Source organism: Rahnella sp. PD4, assembly GCF_049199325.1.
Lineage (GTDB): Bacteria > Pseudomonadota > Gammaproteobacteria > Enterobacterales > Enterobacteriaceae > Rahnella > Rahnella perminowiae.
Window position 1 is genome coordinate 17,641 of the sequence record NZ_JBLZQF010000013.1, and the last position, 19,592, is coordinate 37,232.

General features: G+C 51.6%; 16 protein-coding genes. 7 read left to right on the plus strand and 9 right to left on the minus strand.

Features of this window, described 5'->3' with window-relative positions:
• The first annotated feature begins 1 nt into the window (after position 1).
• From ACOZIO_RS22560 to fabY, 3 genes are read left to right on the plus strand one after another with little or no spacing between them, the layout of a single operon-like run.
• Positions 2-871, plus strand: coding sequence for a virulence factor BrkB family protein (locus tag ACOZIO_RS22560; protein WP_129955252.1), 870 nt, complete (start codon positions 2-4; stop codon positions 869-871).
• 18 nt (positions 872-889) lie between these two features.
• Positions 890-1,327 (plus strand): D-aminoacyl-tRNA deacylase, encoded by a 438-nt coding sequence (gene dtd / locus ACOZIO_RS22565; protein ID WP_129955253.1) that lies wholly within the window; start codon positions 890-892, stop codon positions 1,325-1,327.
• A 33-nt stretch (positions 1,328-1,360) separates the two neighbouring features.
• Positions 1,361-2,293 (plus strand): fatty acid biosynthesis protein FabY, encoded by a 933-nt coding sequence (gene fabY, locus ACOZIO_RS22570; RefSeq protein ID WP_129955254.1) that lies wholly within the window; start codon positions 1,361-1,363, stop codon positions 2,291-2,293.
• Positions 2,294-2,359: 66 nt separating this feature from the next.
• Here fabY and ACOZIO_RS22575 read toward each other — a convergent pair whose 3' ends face one another.
• A complete protein-coding gene (locus tag ACOZIO_RS22575; protein WP_129955255.1) occupies positions 2,360-4,054 on the minus strand; it encodes an AsmA family protein in 1,695 nt (564 codons plus the stop codon).
• Positions 4,055-4,208: 154 nt separating this feature from the next.
• Positions 4,209-5,600, minus strand: coding sequence for a nucleobase:cation symporter-2 family protein (locus ACOZIO_RS22580; protein WP_129955256.1), 1,392 nt, complete (start codon positions 5,598-5,600; stop codon positions 4,209-4,211).
• A 238-nt stretch (positions 5,601-5,838) separates the two neighbouring features.
• Between ACOZIO_RS22580 and gltS the strand changes: the two genes are divergently transcribed.
• Positions 5,839-7,050 (plus strand): sodium/glutamate symporter, encoded by a 1,212-nt coding sequence (gene gltS / locus ACOZIO_RS22585; protein ID WP_129955257.1) that lies wholly within the window; start codon positions 5,839-5,841, stop codon positions 7,048-7,050.
• Between the two features lie 55 nt (positions 7,051-7,105).
• On the opposite strand, the gene ACOZIO_RS22590 is transcribed toward gltS, so the two are convergent.
• The 6 genes from ACOZIO_RS22590 to gmk all read right to left on the minus strand — a co-directional run bounded on the left by ACOZIO_RS22590 (position 7,106) and on the right by gmk (position 14,528).
• Positions 7,106-8,431, minus strand: coding sequence for a PTS sugar transporter subunit IIC (locus ACOZIO_RS22590; protein ID WP_421595736.1), 1,326 nt, complete (start codon positions 8,429-8,431; stop codon positions 7,106-7,108).
• A 233-nt stretch (positions 8,432-8,664) separates the two neighbouring features.
• A complete protein-coding gene (recG, locus tag ACOZIO_RS22595) occupies positions 8,665-10,746 on the minus strand; it encodes an ATP-dependent DNA helicase RecG (RefSeq protein WP_129955259.1) in 2,082 nt (693 codons plus the stop codon).
• Complete coding sequence (gene trmH / locus ACOZIO_RS22600; RefSeq protein WP_129955260.1) at positions 10,743-11,441, minus strand: tRNA (guanosine(18)-2'-O)-methyltransferase TrmH; 699 nt, start codon at positions 11,439-11,441, stop codon at positions 10,743-10,745. Before trmH ends, recG begins: the two co-directional genes overlap by 4 nt.
• 5 nt (positions 11,442-11,446) lie before the next feature.
• Positions 11,447-13,555: a bifunctional GTP diphosphokinase/guanosine-3',5'-bis pyrophosphate 3'-pyrophosphohydrolase gene (spoT, locus tag ACOZIO_RS22605; protein WP_421595737.1), complete on the minus strand. Its 2,109-nt coding sequence runs from the start codon at positions 13,553-13,555 to the stop codon at positions 11,447-11,449.
• A 19-nt stretch (positions 13,556-13,574) separates the two neighbouring features.
• The gene (gene rpoZ, locus ACOZIO_RS22610) at positions 13,575-13,850 is read right to left on the minus strand and encodes a DNA-directed RNA polymerase subunit omega (protein ID WP_015699238.1); all 276 of its coding nucleotides are present in this window, start codon (positions 13,848-13,850) and stop codon (positions 13,575-13,577) included.
• A gap of 54 nt (positions 13,851-13,904) precedes the next feature.
• Entirely contained in the window at positions 13,905-14,528 is a 624-nt protein-coding gene (gene gmk / locus ACOZIO_RS22615) for a guanylate kinase (protein ID WP_129955262.1), read from the minus strand.
• A 278-nt stretch (positions 14,529-14,806) separates the two neighbouring features.
• Here gmk and ligB point away from each other — a divergent pair, with 278 nt between their 5' ends.
• Positions 14,807-16,504, plus strand: coding sequence for an NAD-dependent DNA ligase LigB (ligB, locus tag ACOZIO_RS22620; protein ID WP_129992195.1), 1,698 nt, complete (start codon positions 14,807-14,809; stop codon positions 16,502-16,504).
• Positions 16,505-16,523: 19 nt separating this feature from the next.
• On the opposite strand, the gene ACOZIO_RS22625 is transcribed toward ligB, so the two are convergent.
• Positions 16,524-17,141, minus strand: a complete 618-nt coding sequence (locus ACOZIO_RS22625; RefSeq protein ID WP_129955264.1) for a trimeric intracellular cation channel family protein — start codon at positions 17,139-17,141, stop codon at positions 16,524-16,526.
• Positions 17,142-17,486: 345 nt separating this feature from the next.
• On the opposite strand from ACOZIO_RS22625, the gene ACOZIO_RS22630 reads away from it, so the two are divergent.
• Positions 17,487-18,107 (plus strand): TetR/AcrR family transcriptional regulator, encoded by a 621-nt coding sequence (locus ACOZIO_RS22630; protein ID WP_129955265.1) that lies wholly within the window; start codon positions 17,487-17,489, stop codon positions 18,105-18,107.
• A gap of 143 nt (positions 18,108-18,250) precedes the next feature.
• Positions 18,251-19,525: a beta-ketoacyl-ACP synthase II gene (gene fabF, locus ACOZIO_RS22635; protein ID WP_129955266.1), complete on the plus strand. Its 1,275-nt coding sequence runs from the start codon at positions 18,251-18,253 to the stop codon at positions 19,523-19,525.
• The last annotated feature ends 67 nt before the right edge of the window (positions 19,526-19,592 follow it).

Below are 19,592 nucleotides of genomic sequence, written 5' to 3' on the forward strand. Positions count from 1 at the left end.
GATGCAGAAAAGGGCACTGAGCCACTACCCAAAATCGTTGTGGAAATTTACACGCCTGCTCTTAAAGCGTTCGGATAAAGATGGCCTGACGCTTCTTGCGGGCCATCTGGCCTATGTCTCTTTGCTTTCACTGGTTCCGCTGATCGCCGTAGTATTTTCGCTGTTTGCGTTATTCCCGGTATTTTCAGATATCAGTGCTCAGCTGAAAACCTTCATCTTTTCTAACTTTATGCCAGCGACCGGTAATACCATCCAGCGTTATCTCGAACAGTTTGTGGCCAACTCCAGCAAAATGACGGCCGTGGGTACCTGCGGATTAATCGTTACCGCATTACTTCTGATAGCCTCCGTAGACAGCGTGCTGAACAAAATCTGGGACAGCAAAACTACACGTCCGATTGTGTTCTCCTTTGCGGTGTACTGGATGGTATTAACGCTCGGACCCATTTTGCTGGTAGCCAGCGTGGCTGTCAGCTCGTATCTGCTTTCCCTGAACTGGCTGAACATCAGCGGTGTACATTCGGTGATCGACCACGCGCTGCGCATTCTGCCTTTACTGATCTCCTGGGTAACATTCTGGCTGCTGTATCAGGTGGTACCAACAGTCAGAGTGCCGGCAAAAGATGCGCTGATAGGCGCGCTGGTCTCCGGTGCATTATTCGAGTTGAGTAAAAAAATCTTCACCTTATACATTCAGCTTTTCCCGTCGTATCAGTTGATTTACGGTGTACTGGCTGTGATCCCGATTTTATTTCTCTGGGTCTATGTCAGCTGGTGTATCGTACTTCTCGGGGCGGAAATTACCGTCACGCTGGGTGAGTTTCGTTCTCTGCGAAAATTGCAATCTGCTCAATATGTGGCAGAAGAATAATCAGTCCGAAGGATTTTTATGATTGCGTTAATTCAGCGGGTATTGAATGCCAGCGTTACGGTTGATGGAGAAATCTGCGGCCAGATAGGGCCGGGTTTACTGGTTTTACTGGGCGTCGAACAGGGTGATGATGAACAAAAAGCCAAACGCCTTTGTGAACGGGTGATCGGGTACCGGATCTTCGGTGACGAAAATGACAAGATGAATCTGAATGTGCAGCAGGCTGGCGGCAGCCTGCTGGTGGTGTCGCAGTTCACGCTGGCGGCAGACACACAAAAAGGCATGCGTCCGGGATTCTCTCGCGGGGCTGAACCACAAGAAGCCGACCGGTTATATCAATATTTTTGCGGGCAATGCCGGGAAAAGGGCGTTGTTACCGAAACCGGACGCTTTGCTGCGGACATGAAAGTGGCACTGGTGAACGACGGACCGGTGACCTTCTGGCTACAAGTCTGATCGATAAGGCATAACGCCGGAGAGAAAGCATCTATGTATCATCTGAGAGTACCGACGACTGAAAAAGAACTGGCCGCCTATTATCGGTTCCGCTGGGAAATGCTGCGTAAACCGTTGCACCAGCCGGAGGGTTCAGAACGGGACGCCTACGATTCCATTGCACATCACCAGATGGTGGTTGATGAAGACGGCGATCCGGTGGCGGTTGGCCGTTTATACATCAATGCTGATAACGAAGCCTCTATCCGCTTTCTGGCGGTTGATCCAAATGTTCAGGACAAAGGGTTGGGAACGCTGGTCGCGATGACCCTGGAGTCTGTGGCGCGTCAGGAAGGGGTAAAACGTGTGGTCTGTAGCGCCCGTGAAGATGCTGTGGATTTCTTTGCCAAACTGGGCTTTATGAATCAGGGCGAAATCACCACGCCGCAAACAACGCCGGTTCGCCATTTTCTGATGATTAAACCCATCGAAACGCTGGATGATATTTTGCATCGCCCCGACTGGTGCGGCCAGCTGCAACAGGCCTGGTATGATCATATCCCGCTCAGTGAAAAAATGGGCGTGCGTATCAGTCAGTACACCGGCCAGCGATTTGTCACCACGATGCCGGAAACGGGCAACCAGAATCCGCACCATACGTTGTTTGCGGGCAGTCTATTTTCGCTGGCAACGCTGACCGGCTGGGGGCTGATTTGGTTGCTGCTGCGCGAACGTCATCTGGGCGGCACCATTGTGCTGGCTGATGCACACATTCGTTACAGCATGCCGGTGACCGGCAGGCCGCGTGCCGTGGCTGACCTGGGTTCTGTTCGCGGTGATCTCGACCGTCTGGCTCGCGGGCGTAAAGCGCGCGTGCAGCTCGAAGTGAATTTATATGGCGATGAGATCGACGGCGCAGTGTTTGAAGGCACCTATCTCGTGCTGCCCGCCGCGCCCGGCGCACCGCTGGAGCCTGAGATTAACTGACCGGTTCCGCGCAAACAAAAGGCACCGCATTGCGGTGCCTTTTTATATTTACGGTTCTGATCAGAACTAAGGGGCTGCGGACGCGGGTGCACCGGAAACCAATCCGTTCACCATCCTCTGTTCAATTGTCTGGCTGCCGTTTATCTGCAATGTACCGCTGAGCGTCGGTTTGTAATCAACGTTTGCCGGCATTTGTCCTTGCAGATTCAGCTGCATATTGGCATTACCTTCCAGTGCAACATGTGGCCATCCCCAGTTTTCCAGCTGATTTGCCGGTACGGAGCGACCGGTCATTTTCATAGAGAAATGACGCTGTGGCTGCTGATCAACCGTCGCGCTGGCTTCCAGCAATCCCTCTTTGGTAAAGGCACTCAGCTCTGAAATATTCACCTGTCGGTCGTTCGCCTCCAGCGTGATGGAAGGGCGACGCACGTCATTGCGGTTAAACGTTGCTTCGCTGGCATTCAGATTCAGTTTACCGCTCCAGATCCCCCATTGATGATTACGCGCCAGCAGCAGGTTATTGCCAAGGCCATCAAGCGCGGTCAGCTGGAAGGGGAACTGCGGATTGATATCAATAATCAGGTTCCGGTTAGCAATAAACCGGCTGATAAAGACTTCAGACAGCGAATCTGGCAGCGCCTGGTTCCAGAGTTGTTTCCAGTTCTCCGGCAGTGTGTATTCCAGGCCCGCAACGGAAACCTCATCAAGCTGCAGACGTTTGTTGGCGCGCAGCCAGTTACCGGTCGTGCGCAATAAACTGCGCTCCCAGCGCGCCGTGGCTTGTTTGATAGCGATACCCTGCGGCGAAAGGTCGAGGCTAATGATCGGATCCTGAATATGCAGATTCCCATCAATCATATCGGTCGCATTCAGGGTGATTTCACCCTCGTCGCTTTGCCAGTCGCCTTTTTCGAGCGTCAGATCCTGCACGGATAAATCAACGTCACTGAATGCCCAGTCCGTTCCCTGCAAACGGGCATCAATCAGATCAAGGCGTTGAATAGTCACTTTTGGCAGGGTCTGGAAGTCATCGAAGAAAGCGGAAAGCGGTTTTGAAGTTTGCAGGCGCACATTGCTCAGACGCAGGTTTTCAATGTTCCAGCTACCGTCGGCGGCCTGTGTGGCTTTGCCCGTTAACTGACCGCGGGCCAGATCGCCGCCAAAATTACTCAGCGTCAGATTTTTATGATCGATATTACCCTGAATCAGCACATTTTCGGTTGCCAGCCCGTTGACCGTCAGGCCGGCAGCGCTCAGCTGGAAGTCAGCCTTATCCCCTAATAGTTGACTGGATTTTGGCTGCCACGGCGAAATACCGGCGTTAATTTGCTGGCCCTGAATGTCTAAGCCCGCGGCATTGCCGGTAAGCGCCATCTTGCTCAGTTGCAAAGTATTGGCCTGCAACGGCAATCTGATTGAGGAGGGACTGACGTTGAGGCGTCCGTTGACCAAAACGACGCGATCGAAAAAGCGCGGTTCGGTGATTTGCCGCCAGCTTAAATCCAGATCAACTTCACCGGCATTCAGCACTTCCGGTTGATTCTTCTGCCCGAAAATCACATGGGTTAACGTCACGCGACCCGGCGACGACCAGTTATGGTCGAGTTTCTCCACGGAAAGACGATACTCGCTGTTATTGCTGACCCAGCGGCTGACCCAGCCAGCCGCCCAGCGGGTTTGTAATAGGACGTATACCAGCACGATCGCCAGCACCAGAAGTAAGGCGAACGTCAGCAAAATTTTACCGATAAATCTCATCGTCTGGAGCCCTGTAACGGGAAAGTGGAAAAAAGATTCTTTGTTTATGCCGCAAACAGCGACTTTTCTCAACAGGTTAGCAGAACGGAGGCAATAAAAAACGGCAGGGGTTCCAGACCCACTGCCGCTGTTGCACACAGATTACATCCCGTGATCACTTTTCGTGAGGGAAAACCAGATTCAGAACAATCGCAGTAATACCGCCCGCCGCAATGCCAGAAGACAGAAGGGTTTTCAGCCAGTCTGGCGCGAATTGCAGGATCAGCGGCTGCTGTGAAACCCCCATGCCGACGGCGAGAGAAAGCGCCATGATCATAATCGCGCGGCGATTCAGACGCTCACGGGAAACAATACGCACACCTGAAGCGGCAATAGTACCGAACATCACGATGGTGGCACCGCCCAGCACCGGTTCAGGAATATGCTGCACAAATCCTGCAACGGCAGGGAACAGCCCGAGGATAATCAACATCAGCGCGACCACAAAACCAACATAACGGCTGGCAACGCCGGTCAGTTGAATGACGCCGTTGTTTTGTCCGAAGCAGGAGTTCGGGAAGGTGTTAAATACTGCAGAAAGCATTGAGTTCAGACCATTGGCCAGCACGCCACCTTTTATGCGCTTCATATACAGCGGGCCGCTGACCGGTTGTTCAGAAACGTCTGAAGTGGCCGTAATATCCCCGATGGTTTCCAGTGATGTCACCATGAAAATCAGCATCAGCGGGATCAGCAGATTCCAGTCAAAACCCAGACCGTAATACAACGGTGTCGGTAATGTTATCCAGTTGCTTTGTGTGGCTGGCGCGACGGTTGGCAACATGCCCGTCATCCAGGCTACCAGATAACCCACGGCCATCGCGATAACCAGAGACGCGACACGCAGATAAGGGTTGCGCTGACGGTTTAGCAGGATAATCACCACCAGCACAACGGCAGCCAGCAGCAGATTTTTCGGTGCCCCAAAAGTGTGATCGCTCATGGCCGCATAACCGCCACCGATAGACGTCAGACCGACCTGAATGAGTGACAGCCCGATAATCATCACCACAATGCCGGAAACCAGCGGCGTAATAATGCGGCGCGCGAGATGCAGGAAACGGGAAAGAATGATTTCGGTACAGGAAGCCAGCATCAGCGTACCGAACAGCGCCGCCATCATGGTCGGCACATCCGCACCGCCATTTTTCAGCGCCATCCCGCCCATGATAAGCGGTGCCACAAAGTTAAAGCTGGTGCCCTGAATAGAGAGTAAACCCGAGCCGACCGGTCCCCAGGTCTTAATCTGTAAAATAGAGGCCAGACCGGAGGCGAACAGCGACATGCTGATGATGTGCTGCGTATCCTGTGCAGGTAAACCCAGCGCCTGACAAATCAGCAATGCGGGTGTTATTACCGCAACAAACATCGCCAGCAAGTGCTGACAGGCGGCGAATAATGTCTGTGGTAATGGCGGACGGTCCTCGAGCCGGTAAATCAGTTCACTTTTTTGCTGGCGGGAGAGATCGGGTTGCTGTGTTTCTTGTTCTGCGGTTTGCGAACTCATGCTGTGGCATTCCAATAAGCGGCAAAGCGGGCATTTTTATAGAAATCAGCGACAAAAGCAATCGTTTGCTAAGCGGGATTTTCCGCAGCAGGTTTGGGATTGGGTGGGATTTATGACCTGTTTTTCTTGCCTGATGTAGTGTGTATGACTTCTAATTCAGTTTCTGGGAAAAAATATGTCAGTGTAAATTTTATAAGCCAATAATTTTATTGGATTTATTTCAGAATGGAGTTCGTCAATGATTCAACTCGATACCTACGGCACCCTGGTTGCTGCCACGTTGGTACTCCTTTTAGGACGAAAATGCGTCCAGTCGGTCAAATTCCTCAAGAAATACACCATTCCTGAACCTGTTGCCGGTGGTTTACTGGTCGCTTTATTGCTGCTGCTCGCTAATCAGATGTTCGGCTGGGAAGTCGGTTTCGACATGTCTTTAAAAGAGCCACTGATGCTGGCGTTTTTTGCCACGATCGGTCTTAACGCTAATCTGGCAAGCCTGCGGAAAGGTGGGAAATCCCTGTTTCTGCTGGTCTTTGTTGTTCTGGGTTTACTGCTTTTGCAAAATGCCATCGGCATCGGTATGGCGAAAATGCTGGGGCTGGATCCGCTGATGGGATTGCTGGCGGGGTCGATTACCCTTTCCGGCGGGCATGGCACCGGGGCGGCATGGAGCAAACTGTTTATTGAGCGTTATGGCTTTGAAAATGCCACAGAAGTCGCTATGGCCTGCGCGACTTTTGGACTGGTTCTTGGCGGTATTATTGGCGGTCCGGTGGCGCGCTATCTGGTTAGCCATTCTTCCTCCCCCAACGGAAATCCTGAAGATACGGTCGATCCGAGCGCATTTGAGAAACCGTCAATTGGCAGAATGATTACGCCACTGGTGATGGTGGAAACTATCGCCCTGATCGCGATTTGCCTGATGGCAGGCACATATACCTCCAGCATGTTGCAAGGTTCGGCCTTTGAAATCCCAACCTTTGTCTGCGTGCTCTTCGTGGGCGTTATCATGAGTAACGTACTGGCATGGCTCGGTTTTTACCGTGTCTTTGACCGTGCGGTATCCGTGCTGGGTAACGTCAGTTTGTCGCTGTTCCTCGCCATGGCTTTGATGAGTCTTAAATTATGGGAGATGGCATCTCTCGCGTTGCCGATGATGGCGATTCTTATCGTGCAAACGCTCTCGATGGCGTGTTACGCAATTTTCGTGACTTATCGCGTGATGGGAAAAAACTACGATGCAGCGGTGCTGGCGGCAGGACACTGTGGTTTCGGGCTGGGTGCTACCCCGACGGCTATTGCCAATATGCAGGCGATCACCAATCAGTTTGGTCCTTCGCATCTTGCGTTTCTGGTGGTGCCGATGGTGGGGGCGTTCTTCATTGATATTGCTAATGCGATTGTGATTAAACTCTATCTGATGTTGCCCGTATTCCCGGCGATCAGTTAAAAAAACAGGCACAGAAACGTCGCTTCTGTGCCTGACTCATTCCTTCCCGTCAGGTTTATTGTGCTGCGTCCGCTTTTTTAGTGAACATCGGTTCGGCTTCAGCGGTTTTCTCCTGCGTCAGTAACTGCTTCTCATAAACTTTGAAGAACGGGTAATAAATCACCATCGACAGTGCCATCAGTAGTATGACCAGTATTGATACTTTGAAATCCCAGCCCATTGCCCATGCCGCACCAATCGGCGCTGGCGATGTCCACGGAACCAGTGAAATCATGTGCGGAAGAATATCCGTCGAAACGGCAAAATAGGCGATAACAGCATTGACCATCGGTGCCAGAAGGAAAGGGATGAAAAATACCGGGTTCATGACGATAGGCGTGCCAAAAATCACCGGCTCATTGATATTGAAACAACTTGGCACCAGGCTGAGTTTCCCCATCGTACGCAGATGTGCTGATTTACTTCGGCAGAATAACAGCACCAGCCCCATCGTCGCTCCTGAACCGCCAATAACGATCAGGAAATTCCAGAAAGCCTCGGTCATGATGTGTGTCATGGGTAAACCGGCAGCGAGAACAGTCTGATTCAGACCGAGATTGGTTAACCAAAAAGCTTGCAACATACCGGAAACAATGGCCGAGCCATGGATGCCCGCAAACCACAGCAGGTGGCAAATCAGCACGGCGAGAAGTACTGCAGGCAGTGAGTCTGCGGCAGAAATCAGCGGCTCAAACAGCGCCATAATCGCCTGTGGCAACAACATATCAAACCCTGACTGTACCAGTAAGCTCAGCGGGAAAAGCGTAATCACCACGGCAACAATCGGGATCAGCAAATCAAACGAATGCTTAATGTTTGAAGGCACCTGTTCGGGTAAACGGATACCAATATTGTATTTTTTCAGTAACCGCGTCAGTTCGGTGACATAAATTGCTACCAGAATGGCGGTAAAGATCCCCACGCCGCCCAGCGCTGCCGTCGACATCTTTTCATCAATCTGCGGTGCTGCGACCAGCAGGAAAGACATCAGCGCCAGCATTGCGGTCATGAACGGATCGAGTTTATAACTTCTCGCCAGATTGTAGGCAATCGATGCCGAGATGTAGATAGACATGATGCCCATCGTCATATTGAACGGTGTCAGGATCTGCACTTCATATTTTGCCGAGAGCGCCAGCCAGTTTCTGGCAAAGCCCCAGGACGATTCAGGCGAGAACGGCGGGTGAACAAAAACCAGTAAAAACGAACCCACAATCATAAAGGGCATTGCTGAAATAAAGCCATCCCGCACCGCCATGACATGTCGCTGTGAAGACAGTCGTGCGGCAAAGGGGCTGATTTTTTGTTCTATAAAGGTAAAGAGGGATTGACTGATACTCATGATGATTTGACCTTATGTTGAGGACATCAGACAGGGTTGCCTTAATAATCATCAGTGTAGTGGCGGGGTGTGGAACCGGTTACCTGCTTTGCCCCACTCTGTGAAGGTTATCAAATAACCTGAGCGGAAAGCTGTTTTGAAGACGCAATGGGGAAAAGGGAAGAGAATATGTTGAAAACAAAACATCATTATTAATAATGATTTGATGAAGTGCGAATGAGCGAGAAGAGAGATCAGGCGTTAGTGTAACGGACTCTTTCTGGCAGCCAGCGCTCAATCAGGGCCTGGGCATGGTCAGGGAATTGTTGCTGCAGATAACGTGCAATGCGCTGTACATCCGGGATCATCGCCTGATCACGTAATAAGTCAGCGACTTTAAACTCGGCACTGCCCGTCTGACGCGTGCCCAATAGTTCACCTGGCCCGCGGATTTCTAAATCCTGCTGAGCAATAACGAAGCCGTCGTTGCTGTCGCGTAAAACCTGCAAACGTTTCTGTGCTGTTTTGCTGAGCGGCGTTTTATAGAGCAGAACACAGTGAGAAGCCACGGCACCACGACCCACGCGCCCGCGTAACTGGTGTAACTGGGCCAGCCCTAAACGCTCCGGGTTTTCGATAATCATCAGGCTGGCGTTCGGTACGTCAACGCCGACTTCAATGACAGTCGTTGCCACCAGAAGTTGTACTTCACCTTGTTTGAAGGCCTGCATGACGGCCTGCTTTTCCAGGGCTTTCATGCGACCGTGAACCAGTCCGATATTCAGAGCCGGGAGTGCCTCCTTCAGGCCTTCCCATGTGGCTTCTGCGGCCTGCGCTTCCAGCATCTCCGACTCTTCAATCAGTGTACACACCCAATAAGCCTGACGATTTTCCTGCTCGCAGGCACTTTTGACGCGGCTGATAATGTCGCTGCGTCGTGTGTCCGGAATGGCGACAGTAGTAACCGGCGTGCGCCCTGGCGGCAGTTCGTCGATGACTGACGTATCCAGATCAGCGTAAGCGGTCATTGCCAGTGTGCGTGGGATCGGCGTGGCGGTCATGATCAGCTGATGCGGGTGGAAGCCCTGTTGCAAACCTTTTTCCCACAACGCCAGACGCTGATGCACACCGAAACGGTGTTGTTCATCGATAATGACCAGCGACAGTGACGAGAACAAAACCTGTTCCTGAAAGATAGCGTGCGTCCCCACCACCATCGAAACCTGTCCGCTGGCGATCGCATCCTGTTGCGCCTGCCGTGCTTTACCCTTTTGTTTACCCGCCAGCCAGCCGACCTGAATACCCAGCGGTTCAAACCACTGACGGAAATTATTCGCATGCTGTTCGGCCAGCAATTCTGTCGGTGCCATTAATCCGACCTGTTGCCCCTGAGCAATAGCGCAAAGTGCGGCAAGGGCGGCCACCAGCGTTTTACCTGAGCCCACGTCGCCTTGCACCAGACGCATCATGGGATAACTTTTGGCCAGGTCCTGTTCAATTTCCGCCACAACCCGTTGCTGCGCACCGGTGGGGCTGAAAGGAAGAGAGGCAAGGAACTGATTTTTCAGGCGATCGTCATGACGCAGCGGCAGAGCTTTATAACTCTGAGTACCGGCACGGACGGCCAGCATACTGAGATTATGTGCCAGCAATTCTTCCATAATCAGTCGGCGTTGAGCAGGATGATGACCTTTCTCAAGATCGGCGAGCTGGATATCAGGCGGCGGGCGATGCAGTAAATGCAGCGCCTGAGGAAGGGGGATCAGCGAACGGCTCAGTTCCTCTGGTAACAGTTCGGCAATAGGTACTGTGTCGAGCAGTTCAAGTGCCTGATCCGTCAGTTTACGCAATGTCGCCTGACGGATACCTTCTGTTGTCGGATAAACCGGCGTCAGTGATTCCTGCAGCACGACTTCGCTGTTTTCACCCTGAATACGGTATTCCGGGTGAATGATTTCAGCGCCGATCGTGCCGCGTTTGATTTCACCATAAGCGGTAACACGACGCCCTGCAGCCAGACTGTTTTTCATTGCGGCGTTAAAGTTGAAGAAGCGTAACGTCGCCATGCCTGTGCCGTCACTTATCTGACAGGTCAGCATCCTGCGGCGACCAAAACTGATATCGCTGCGCAGGACTTCGCCTTCTATCGTCGCGAAAATGCCGGGTTGTAAATCATTGATGGTGTAAAGGCGGGTACGATCTTCATAGCGTAAAGGAAGATGAAACAGTAAATCCTGAATAGTTTCAAGGCCGAGTTTGGCGAGTTTGTCTGCCTGGCTGGCTCCGACGCCGGAAAGCGACGTCAGTGGGATAGCGTCGAGCAGGCGGCCTTTCATCTTTTCTTAACCGTCATTTGCATCGCAGACCACCATTCATCATCGGCAATGATTTGCCCGCGATCGTCAATGAAAGGGCGGGGCAGTTTCTTTCGCTTTGCCACATTCGACAGGACCGGATAGCCGCCTTCAAACAGCAGCCGCTGCTGTTCTTTCTCGTTCAACAGGCTGTTGTCGCGACGATACATACCGGCATTTTCGCGCTGGCGCTGCGCTTCATACAGGATTAACGCTGAGGCGACAGAAACGTTCAAAGATTGCACCATACCGATCATCGGAATGATGATATCACTGTCTGCCAGCGCTAATGCTTCAGGTGTGATACCGGTTTTTTCCTGACCGAGCAAAATACAGGTCGGGCGGGTGTAATCAATCGCGCGGAAGTCGACGGCTTTCTCTGACAAGTTTGTTGCCAGGATTTGCATGCCCTTCGCTTTCATTTTGGCGACGGCATCCTGAATATTTTTGTGCGTTTTGACCTGAACCCAGCTGTTGCTACCCGCCGCCGAAGAGACCAGTGTCTTCATTCGGGTGGTGGGCCAGACAGCATGAATTTCGTGAACGCCGACGGCGTCTGCCGTGCGGATGACGGCAGAAACGTTATGCGGTTTATGCACCTGCTCCATGCAAACCGTCAGGTCTGGCTGTCGGGCTGTAAGCATTTCGCGGATGCGCGCATAACGTTCTGGGGTCATAACAATCAGTTTCGGTTGCGGGTAACTTTAATGACGTCCGGCATAATACGAATTTTACGCATGATATTCGCCAGATGAACGCGATCGCGGGTCGTCAGGCGGATAAAGGCGCTGTAGACGCGACCGTCTTTTTCTTCGGTGCTCAGACTCTGAATGTTCGACTGCGCGGCATTTATCGCGGCGGTCAGGTTCGCCAGTGCGCCCTGATGATTGAACATATCGACTTTTATTTCAGCGATAAATTCCTGATCAGTTTCCTGGTGGTCATCCCAGTCAACGGCCATAAATTTCTCAGGTTCTTTCTGATAACCGCGAATATTACGGCAGGATTCATGGTGGATCACCAGCCCTTTACCTGGACTGACGTGCGCAATAATCGGGTCGCCTGGGATCGGACGGCAGCATTTCGCGAACGTGATCAGCACGCCATCTGCGCCTTTAATCGGCAGATTACGGGTTCCTGACGATGCCATTGAAGACTGGTCACCCATCAGGTTTTTGGCCACCACAACGCTCATGGCATTGCCGAGGCCGATTTCTGCCAGCAGGTCATCCATCGCCGGGAGCTTCATACGATCCAGCTCGTTTTTAATGTTTTCCGGCGGAATATCTGACAGTTTTTTACCCGCACCCAGCGCATGATTGAGCAGGCGACGCCCCAGTGAAACGGAGTCATCACGTTTCAGGTTTTTAAGCATCTGGCGGATTTTGGCGCGCGCGCGTGAGCTCACGACAAAGTTCAGCCAGGCGGCATTCGGGCGGGCACCCGGTGCGGTAATAATTTCGATAGTTTGTCCGCTGGTCAGCGGCTGCGAGAGCGGATAAGGCTGGCGATCAACGCGCGCGCCAACGCAGGCATGGCCGATATCGGTATGCACGGCGTAAGCAAAGTCGACCGGTGTCGCACCCGCAGGCAATTCGACAATACGACCTTCCGGCGTAAAGACGTAAATCTCGTCCGGGAACAGATCTGATTTTACGCTCTCGATAAATTCAAAGGAGTTGCCCGCACTTTGTTGCAGTTCAAGCAGACTCTGTAACCAACGTTGAGCGCGGATCTGCGCCGTAGTGCTGGTTTCACTGTTCTCTTTATAAGCCCAATGCGCCGCAACCCCCATCTCCGCCATCTGATCCATATCTTCAGTACGGATCTGCACTTCAACCGGCACACCATGCGGGCCGATTAGCGAAGTATGCAAAGATTGATAGCCGTTGGCTTTGGGGATGGCGATGTAATCTTTAACCCGACCCGGACGCGGTTTGTACAGACTATGCGCCTGCCCTAACACGCGATAACAGGTATCGAGTTCTTTAACGATCACCCGGAAGGCGTAGATATCCATAATGGAATGGAAACGCTGTTCCTTCAGGTGCATTTTACAATAGATAGAATACAGGTGTTTTTCGCGACCACTGACACGACACTGAATACCGGCTTCGGTTAAACGGCCTTCAATCTCCGAGAGGATTTTTTGGATCATCTCTTTACGGTTACCCCGCGCGGCTTTCACCACTTCTTTGATGACGCGATAACGGTTTGGATAGAGGGCTTCGAAGCCCAGCTCTTCGAGCTCGGTTTTCAGGTGGTGGATACCCAACCGGTGTGCCAGCGGGCTGTAAATTTCCAGCGTTTCGCGGGCAATACGGCGACGTTTTTCCGGACGCAAAGAGCCCAGCGTGCGCATGTTATGGGTACGGTCAGCGAGTTTGATCAAGATGACGCGAATGTCTTGCACCATCGCCATGACCATTTTGCGGAAGTTTTCCGCCTGTGCTTCTTTCTTATCGCGGAATTTCAGCTTGTCTAACTTTGAAACGCCTTCAACCAGTTCAGCAACGCTTTTGCCAAACAGTTGTTCCATATCCTGGTAAGTTGCAGGCGTGTCTTCGATAACGTCGTGTAATAACGCCGCCATCAAAGTCTCATGATCGAGCCTCATTTCAGCCAAAATACATGCCACGGCTACCGGGTGAGTAATATACGGCTCACCGCTGGAACGTGTTTGCCCCTCGTGCGCGTCCCGCGCCACGAGGTAAGCCTGCACGAGGCGCTTAATTTGCTCCTCCGGCAGGTATTTTTGAATCAGTTGATTCAGGCTTTCAAAGATATACAAGTGGGATCCGTTTCGTTAATTAACGACGGCCTTCAGCGATGGCAGTCACTGCCTGAATCTCTGCGGCTTCCTGCTCTTGTTGCTCCTGACGGTCACGAACGTCGAGGATCTGATTGGTGATCAGGCCTTCTTCGATTTCGCGCAGGGCAATGACAGTGAATTTATCGTTTTCTTCAGCAACCAGTGGATCTTTACCACCAGATTGCAGCTGGCGTGCGCGACGTGCAGCCACCAACACCAGGTCAAAACGGTTACCAATTTTTTCAACAGCGTCTTGAACAGTTACGCGTGCCATATATGTGCTACTCCACAGGGTGACGAAAGACTGGGCATAATACTGAAAGTGTCTTCAGTCTGCCAATAGTTTGGTGATTAATCCGTCATGACGGAGCCGCTGACGGCTCAGACGCAGACGTTCAGCGCGAATAATGGTTTTTAAATCCGATAAAGCCAGATCAAAATCATCATTGACAATTAAATAGTCGTATTCGGCAAAGTGGGTCATTTCAGCCACGGCTTGTGCCATACGTTTTGCGATAACTTCCTCGCTGTCTTGCCCGCGGCCACGCAAGCGTCGGTCTAGCTCATCTTTCGATGGCGGCAAGACAAAAATACTGCGTGCCTGCGGCATTTTTTTCCGGATTTGCTGCGCGCCCTGCCAGTCGATATCCAGAAAAACATCCACACCCGACGCTAAAACCTGCTCGATGGTTTCACGCGACGTCCCGTAATAATTACCGAAAACTTCTGCATGTTCTAAAAAGGCATCACGTTCAATCATCTCGCGAAACGCTTCTTTGTCGACAAAGAAGTAATGCTCGCCATGTTTCTCGCCCGGACGTATAGCACGGGTGGTATGAGAAATAGAAACCTGTGTGTCGTAGAGCGGTTGTGTTTTAAGTAAAGCCTGAATCAGACTTGATTTACCTGCTCCACTCGGGGCGGAGACAATATACAGCGTGCCTTGAACCATAATGACGTTTCAACTGAATGGGTTGATAGGAAGTATGCGAAGAGTGATCTCCCGCACAGTATACACGCTCGCCGCATTCGGTGCAGCGTCCAGACGTATTTCATCGCAACTTTGCCGCAGAAAATAGCCTTTCCTGAGAGATTTACGTGCTGCATTCCACATTTTTTTTTCGTTGCAGCAACAGATGAAATAATCAGGAAGGCATCTCGCAATAAGGGGTTATGCCACTGGCAGGAAAAATCACACCGGCGTTTACTGGTCTCCACAAGGAGGTGCTAATGCGCCAGTTTATTTATCTTATCTGCCTGCTCACTTTTGTTTTCTCTGCTTCAGGTCAGGATACGCTGTCGCCGGAATGTCCCGGCTGGCCATCAGAACGTCTGACACAGGAAACCCGTCACCTCACCGCTCAGTTGACCCAATGGGATGCCGCCTATCATCAGTCTGGCAGCAGCCCGATTGAAGATTCGGTCTATGATCATTTGCGTCAAAAACAACAATTCTGGTTGCAGTGCGCCAGCCAACCGGTACCTGAGCTGACAATGCCAGCCAGTGATGATGCAGAATATGTGCATCCGGTGGCCCATACCGGCCTGCATAAAATGAAAGATAAACACGCGGTCGCAAACTGGATGCAGGGACGAAAGAATCTGTGGGTACAGCCCAAAATCGATGGCGTTGCAGTATCGCTGATTTACCGTTACGGGAAACTGGCCGCACTGGTAAGTCGCGGCGATGGCGAGAAAGGGCAAAACTGGACGGCAAAAGCTGCGTCAATTCCGGCGATCCCGCTCAACATTCCGGACATGAGCCCTGAGTTGGTATTGCAGGGCGAGCTTTATCTGAAGATGAACGGTCATCATCAAAATGTTGATGGCGGGATGAATGCAAGATCAAAAGTCGCAGGTGCAATGATGCGTACCTCTGCTTCTGACCTGCTGAAGCAAACGGGTATTTTTATCTGGTCATGGCCGGACGGTCCGGTGCTTATGGCTGATCACCTGGAGAAACTCAGACAGTTCGGTTTTCCGGTTGTGGCTCAGTTCACGCTGGCGGTGAGCTCTGTCGAAGACGTCGAAAAATGGCGTGAAGACTGGTTTCACCAACCCCTGCCTTTTGCGACGGATGGCGTGGTCGTTCGTCAGCAAGAAGAACCTGCGGGGAAATATTGGCAAAGTAAGCCTGCAATCTGGGCGGTCGCCTGGAAATATCCGCCCGCCAGACAGCTCACCGATGTCACGGGCATCAGCACCACGACAGGACGAAACGGGAAAGTCACCGTTATCCTCAACCTGAAACCCCTGCGGCTGGACGATAAGTTAGTCAGTAAGGTGAGTTTGGGATCGGTCAGCCGGTTCCGGCAATGGGATGTTCTTCCCGGTGATCAGGTCGCAATCGCGCTGGCCGGACAGGGGATCCCACGACTTGATGAAGTGACATGGCGGGTAAATGAGCGTACGGAGATGCCTTTGCCTGATCCAACGCGCTATAACGCACTTTCCTGCTTTACACCTGAACCGGACTGCATACAACAATTTCTCTCACGCCTGATCTGGCTCAGCGGGCCGGAAGCGTTGGATATGGCAGGGTTTGGCGGGGCCACATGGCAAAAGTTATTGGATGCTTCCCCGGGGGGTTCTCTCATCAGTTGGTTAAGTCTTAATGAAAAAGAACTGGATGCTGTTCCGGGTATCAGTATTAAACAGGCGCAAAAACTGATGGCGCAGATTCATCTTGCGCGCGGAAAAGGCTTCCGGCGCTGGCTGTCAGCAATAGGATTTCCTTCTTTTGCACTGGGATTTGCAGAACAGCAGCAAAGCTGGAACAGGTTGACACAGCTGACCTCTCACGACTGGGAGATGACTGAGGGGATCGGGGCCAAACGGGCCGCTCAGGTTTTTGACTTTATACATCATCCGGACGTTGAGGTTTTGGCCAATGCTTTGAAGCAGGCGCAATTGCCTGCATTCCGCTAGCGGGCTACACGGCGGCGCATTAATGGTCCGAATGCGGGTAATTAAAGACAGGCAATCCAAGGCGAAAACGCAGGGCGATAAGACGTGCGGTAAAGCCGATCAGCAGTGTAATGATAACGACCAGATTGTGGGGCAATGAGAAATATTGCAGCCCGATATAAACCCAGGCGGAAGCAAACGACACGCCGGCATAAATTTCTTTCTGAAACACCAGCGGGATCTGATTGCACATCATGTCCCGCAGCACACCGCCAAAAACACCGGTAATGACTGCACAAACGGAAGCAATGATAGCGCCATGTCCCATATCGAGGGCCACCTGTGTCCCGATAATGGAAAATACCACCAGCCCCAGGGCATCAAGCACTAAAAAAAGCTTTCTCAGATGTTGCATGAGAGGAGCCAGCCAGGTGGTCATGAGCGCTGCAACAGCCACAATCACGATGTACTCCGGATGCTTCACCCATCCCAATGGATAATGGCCTAACAGCATGTCGCGGACAGAGCCGCCACCAATGGCCGTCGCTGCCGCAATAATAATGACACCAAAGGAGTCCATTTTCCGACGTCCGGCAGCCAGGGCACCGGTCATGGCTTCTGCGGTGATCCCAATAATATAAAGAACGGTGAGTAACATGGATGTTCGCCAGACAAATCAGTAAATGGGAAAACAGTAGCCGCGTAGAGTAATGAGTTCCTCATTGATGCTCGACTGAATTTTTCTTTTGCATTGGTTTTAGGATTATTAAATCTAATGTGAATAGCCTTTCAATCCGCCAGAGTAAAAGGATAAAGAAGAATGTCGGGTTATTTTAGATTAGAAAAACAGGGATTGCTTGCCTGTTTTGACCCTGCTTTAACATTTATCCATGCCCCCGATTTCTTCTCAGCAGTGAATTTTCTCCTTTTATAGGTTACGATTAATTAAAATCGTCACTCATTGACGCATTGCTTAATTGTTAAATCTGCTCCGGAGGAGTGTATGAAGCCCGATATTCCGGTTGCGTTAACACAGCGTGGACCTGCCGAGCATGAACGTCGTGAACAAATTATAAATGCGGCCTTTGAGCTCTTTCGTCTTTATGGTTATGCCAAAACATCAGTGGCTGATCTTGCCAAATCTATCGGTGTTTCAAGCGCTTACATTTATAAATTTTTTGAATCGAAACAGGCCATTGGCGAAGCTATTTGCTCGCAGCGGGTGGGTCAGATAGATGAGGCACTCATGGTTATTGCGCAAAGTAACCAAAGTGCGACCCTGCGCCTAAGATCTATTTTTAAAACGCTGCTGACGCGTAGTCTGGATCTCTTCTTCCAGGACAGGAAATTGCATGATCTGGCTGCAACAGCGTCGGCTCAGCAATGGAAATCGACATTAAATCATCGTGCTATGATTTACAGCATTGTTGAAAAAGTGGTTACCGATGGCCGGGAGTCCGGTGAGTTTGAGCGTAAAACGCCACTGGATGAGGTTTGTATGGCGATCACCACGGTGACAACGCCATTTTCGCATCCGTTATTGCTGGAACAAAAAACACCTGAACAATTGGAAGAGCGTGTTCAGGCGATCACCAGCCTGGTCCTGCGAAGTCTGGCAAAGTAGACGCAACAAAATTTTGGGTTACGGGTTTACAAAAACGTAATTCGTCACATACTGTCAGCCGTTATTATCAAGAAACCCGTTTCTGGCCGGTTCATATATCGCCTGCGGAAACTTACGTCTTATACAGACAGAGAGGAATGTTTATGACTCATCGTCGAGTGGTTATTACCGGCATGGGGGCTGTGAGTCCTCTGGGCTGTGATATCGAAACTATCTGGAAGCGTCTGCTGGCCGGTCAGTCTGGTATCCGTGTTTTGCCGGAAGAAATTGTAGAAACACTGACCGTGAAAATTGGTGGTCAGGTACAAACTAAAGAACAGGATCCTGAGTCTGGTTTCGATCCGGATCAGTTCGTGGTACCAAAAGACCAGAAAAAAATGGACCGTTTCATCCTGTTTGCTATGGCTGCTGCCGATATGGCCGTTGCTGACGCGGGCTGGAAAGCCGAAACACCGGAACAACAGGAACGTACTGCAACCGTCATCGGTTCGGGTATCGGTGGCTTCCCGGCGATTGCCCATGCCGTGCGTACCAACGACAGCCGTGGCGCTAAGCGTTTGTCGCCTTTCACGATACCGTCGTTCCTGGTGAATCTGGCGTCTGGTCAGGTTTCCATTAAACATCAGTTTAAAGGCCCGATTGGCGCGCCGGTAACGGCTTGTGCGGCAGGTGTTCAGGCGATTGGTGATGCGGTGCGTTTGATTCGCAATGACGAAGCCGATGTTGCACTGTGTGGCGGCGCGGAAGCGGCTATCGATACTGTGAGCCTGGGCGGTTTTGCGGCGGCGAAAGCCATGTCTACCGGCCATGAAGATCATCCGGAAAAAGCTTCCCGTCCGTTCGACAGCGCACGTGATGGCTTTGTTATGGGCGAAGGCGCGGGCATGCTGGTGATTGAAGAACTGGAGCATGCGAAAGCACGTGGCGCCAGAATTCTGGCTGAGATTGTCGGTTACGGTACCAGCGGTGACGCCTACCACATGACGTCCGGTGCGGAAGATGGCAACGGTGCGGGCCGCGCGATGAAAATCGCGCTGCGCCAGGCAGGTATTCAGCCTTCAGACGTGCAGCATCTGAATGCTCACGCAACTTCTACGCCGGTGGGCGATCTGGGTGAAATCAATGCGATTAAAACCCTGTTCGGCACTGACGGTAAACTGGCTGTCACGTCTACCAAATCTGCAACCGGACATCTGTTGGGAGCGGCTGGCGGGCTGGAAACCATTTTCACCATTCTGGCCGTACGCGACCAAATTGTTCCTCCGACGCTGAATCTGGAAAACAAAGACGAAGCGGCTGCGGGGTTGAATATTGTAGGTAATATCGCGCAGAAACATGATATTACGTACGCGCTGTCAAACGGCTTCGGTTTCGGTGGCGTGAACGCCTGCGTACTGCTGAAACGCTGGGAAGACTAATTTCCTTTTTCGCTGACGCATAAAAAAACGCCTCGGACTTTAATGACCTGAGGCGTTTTTTATTAAG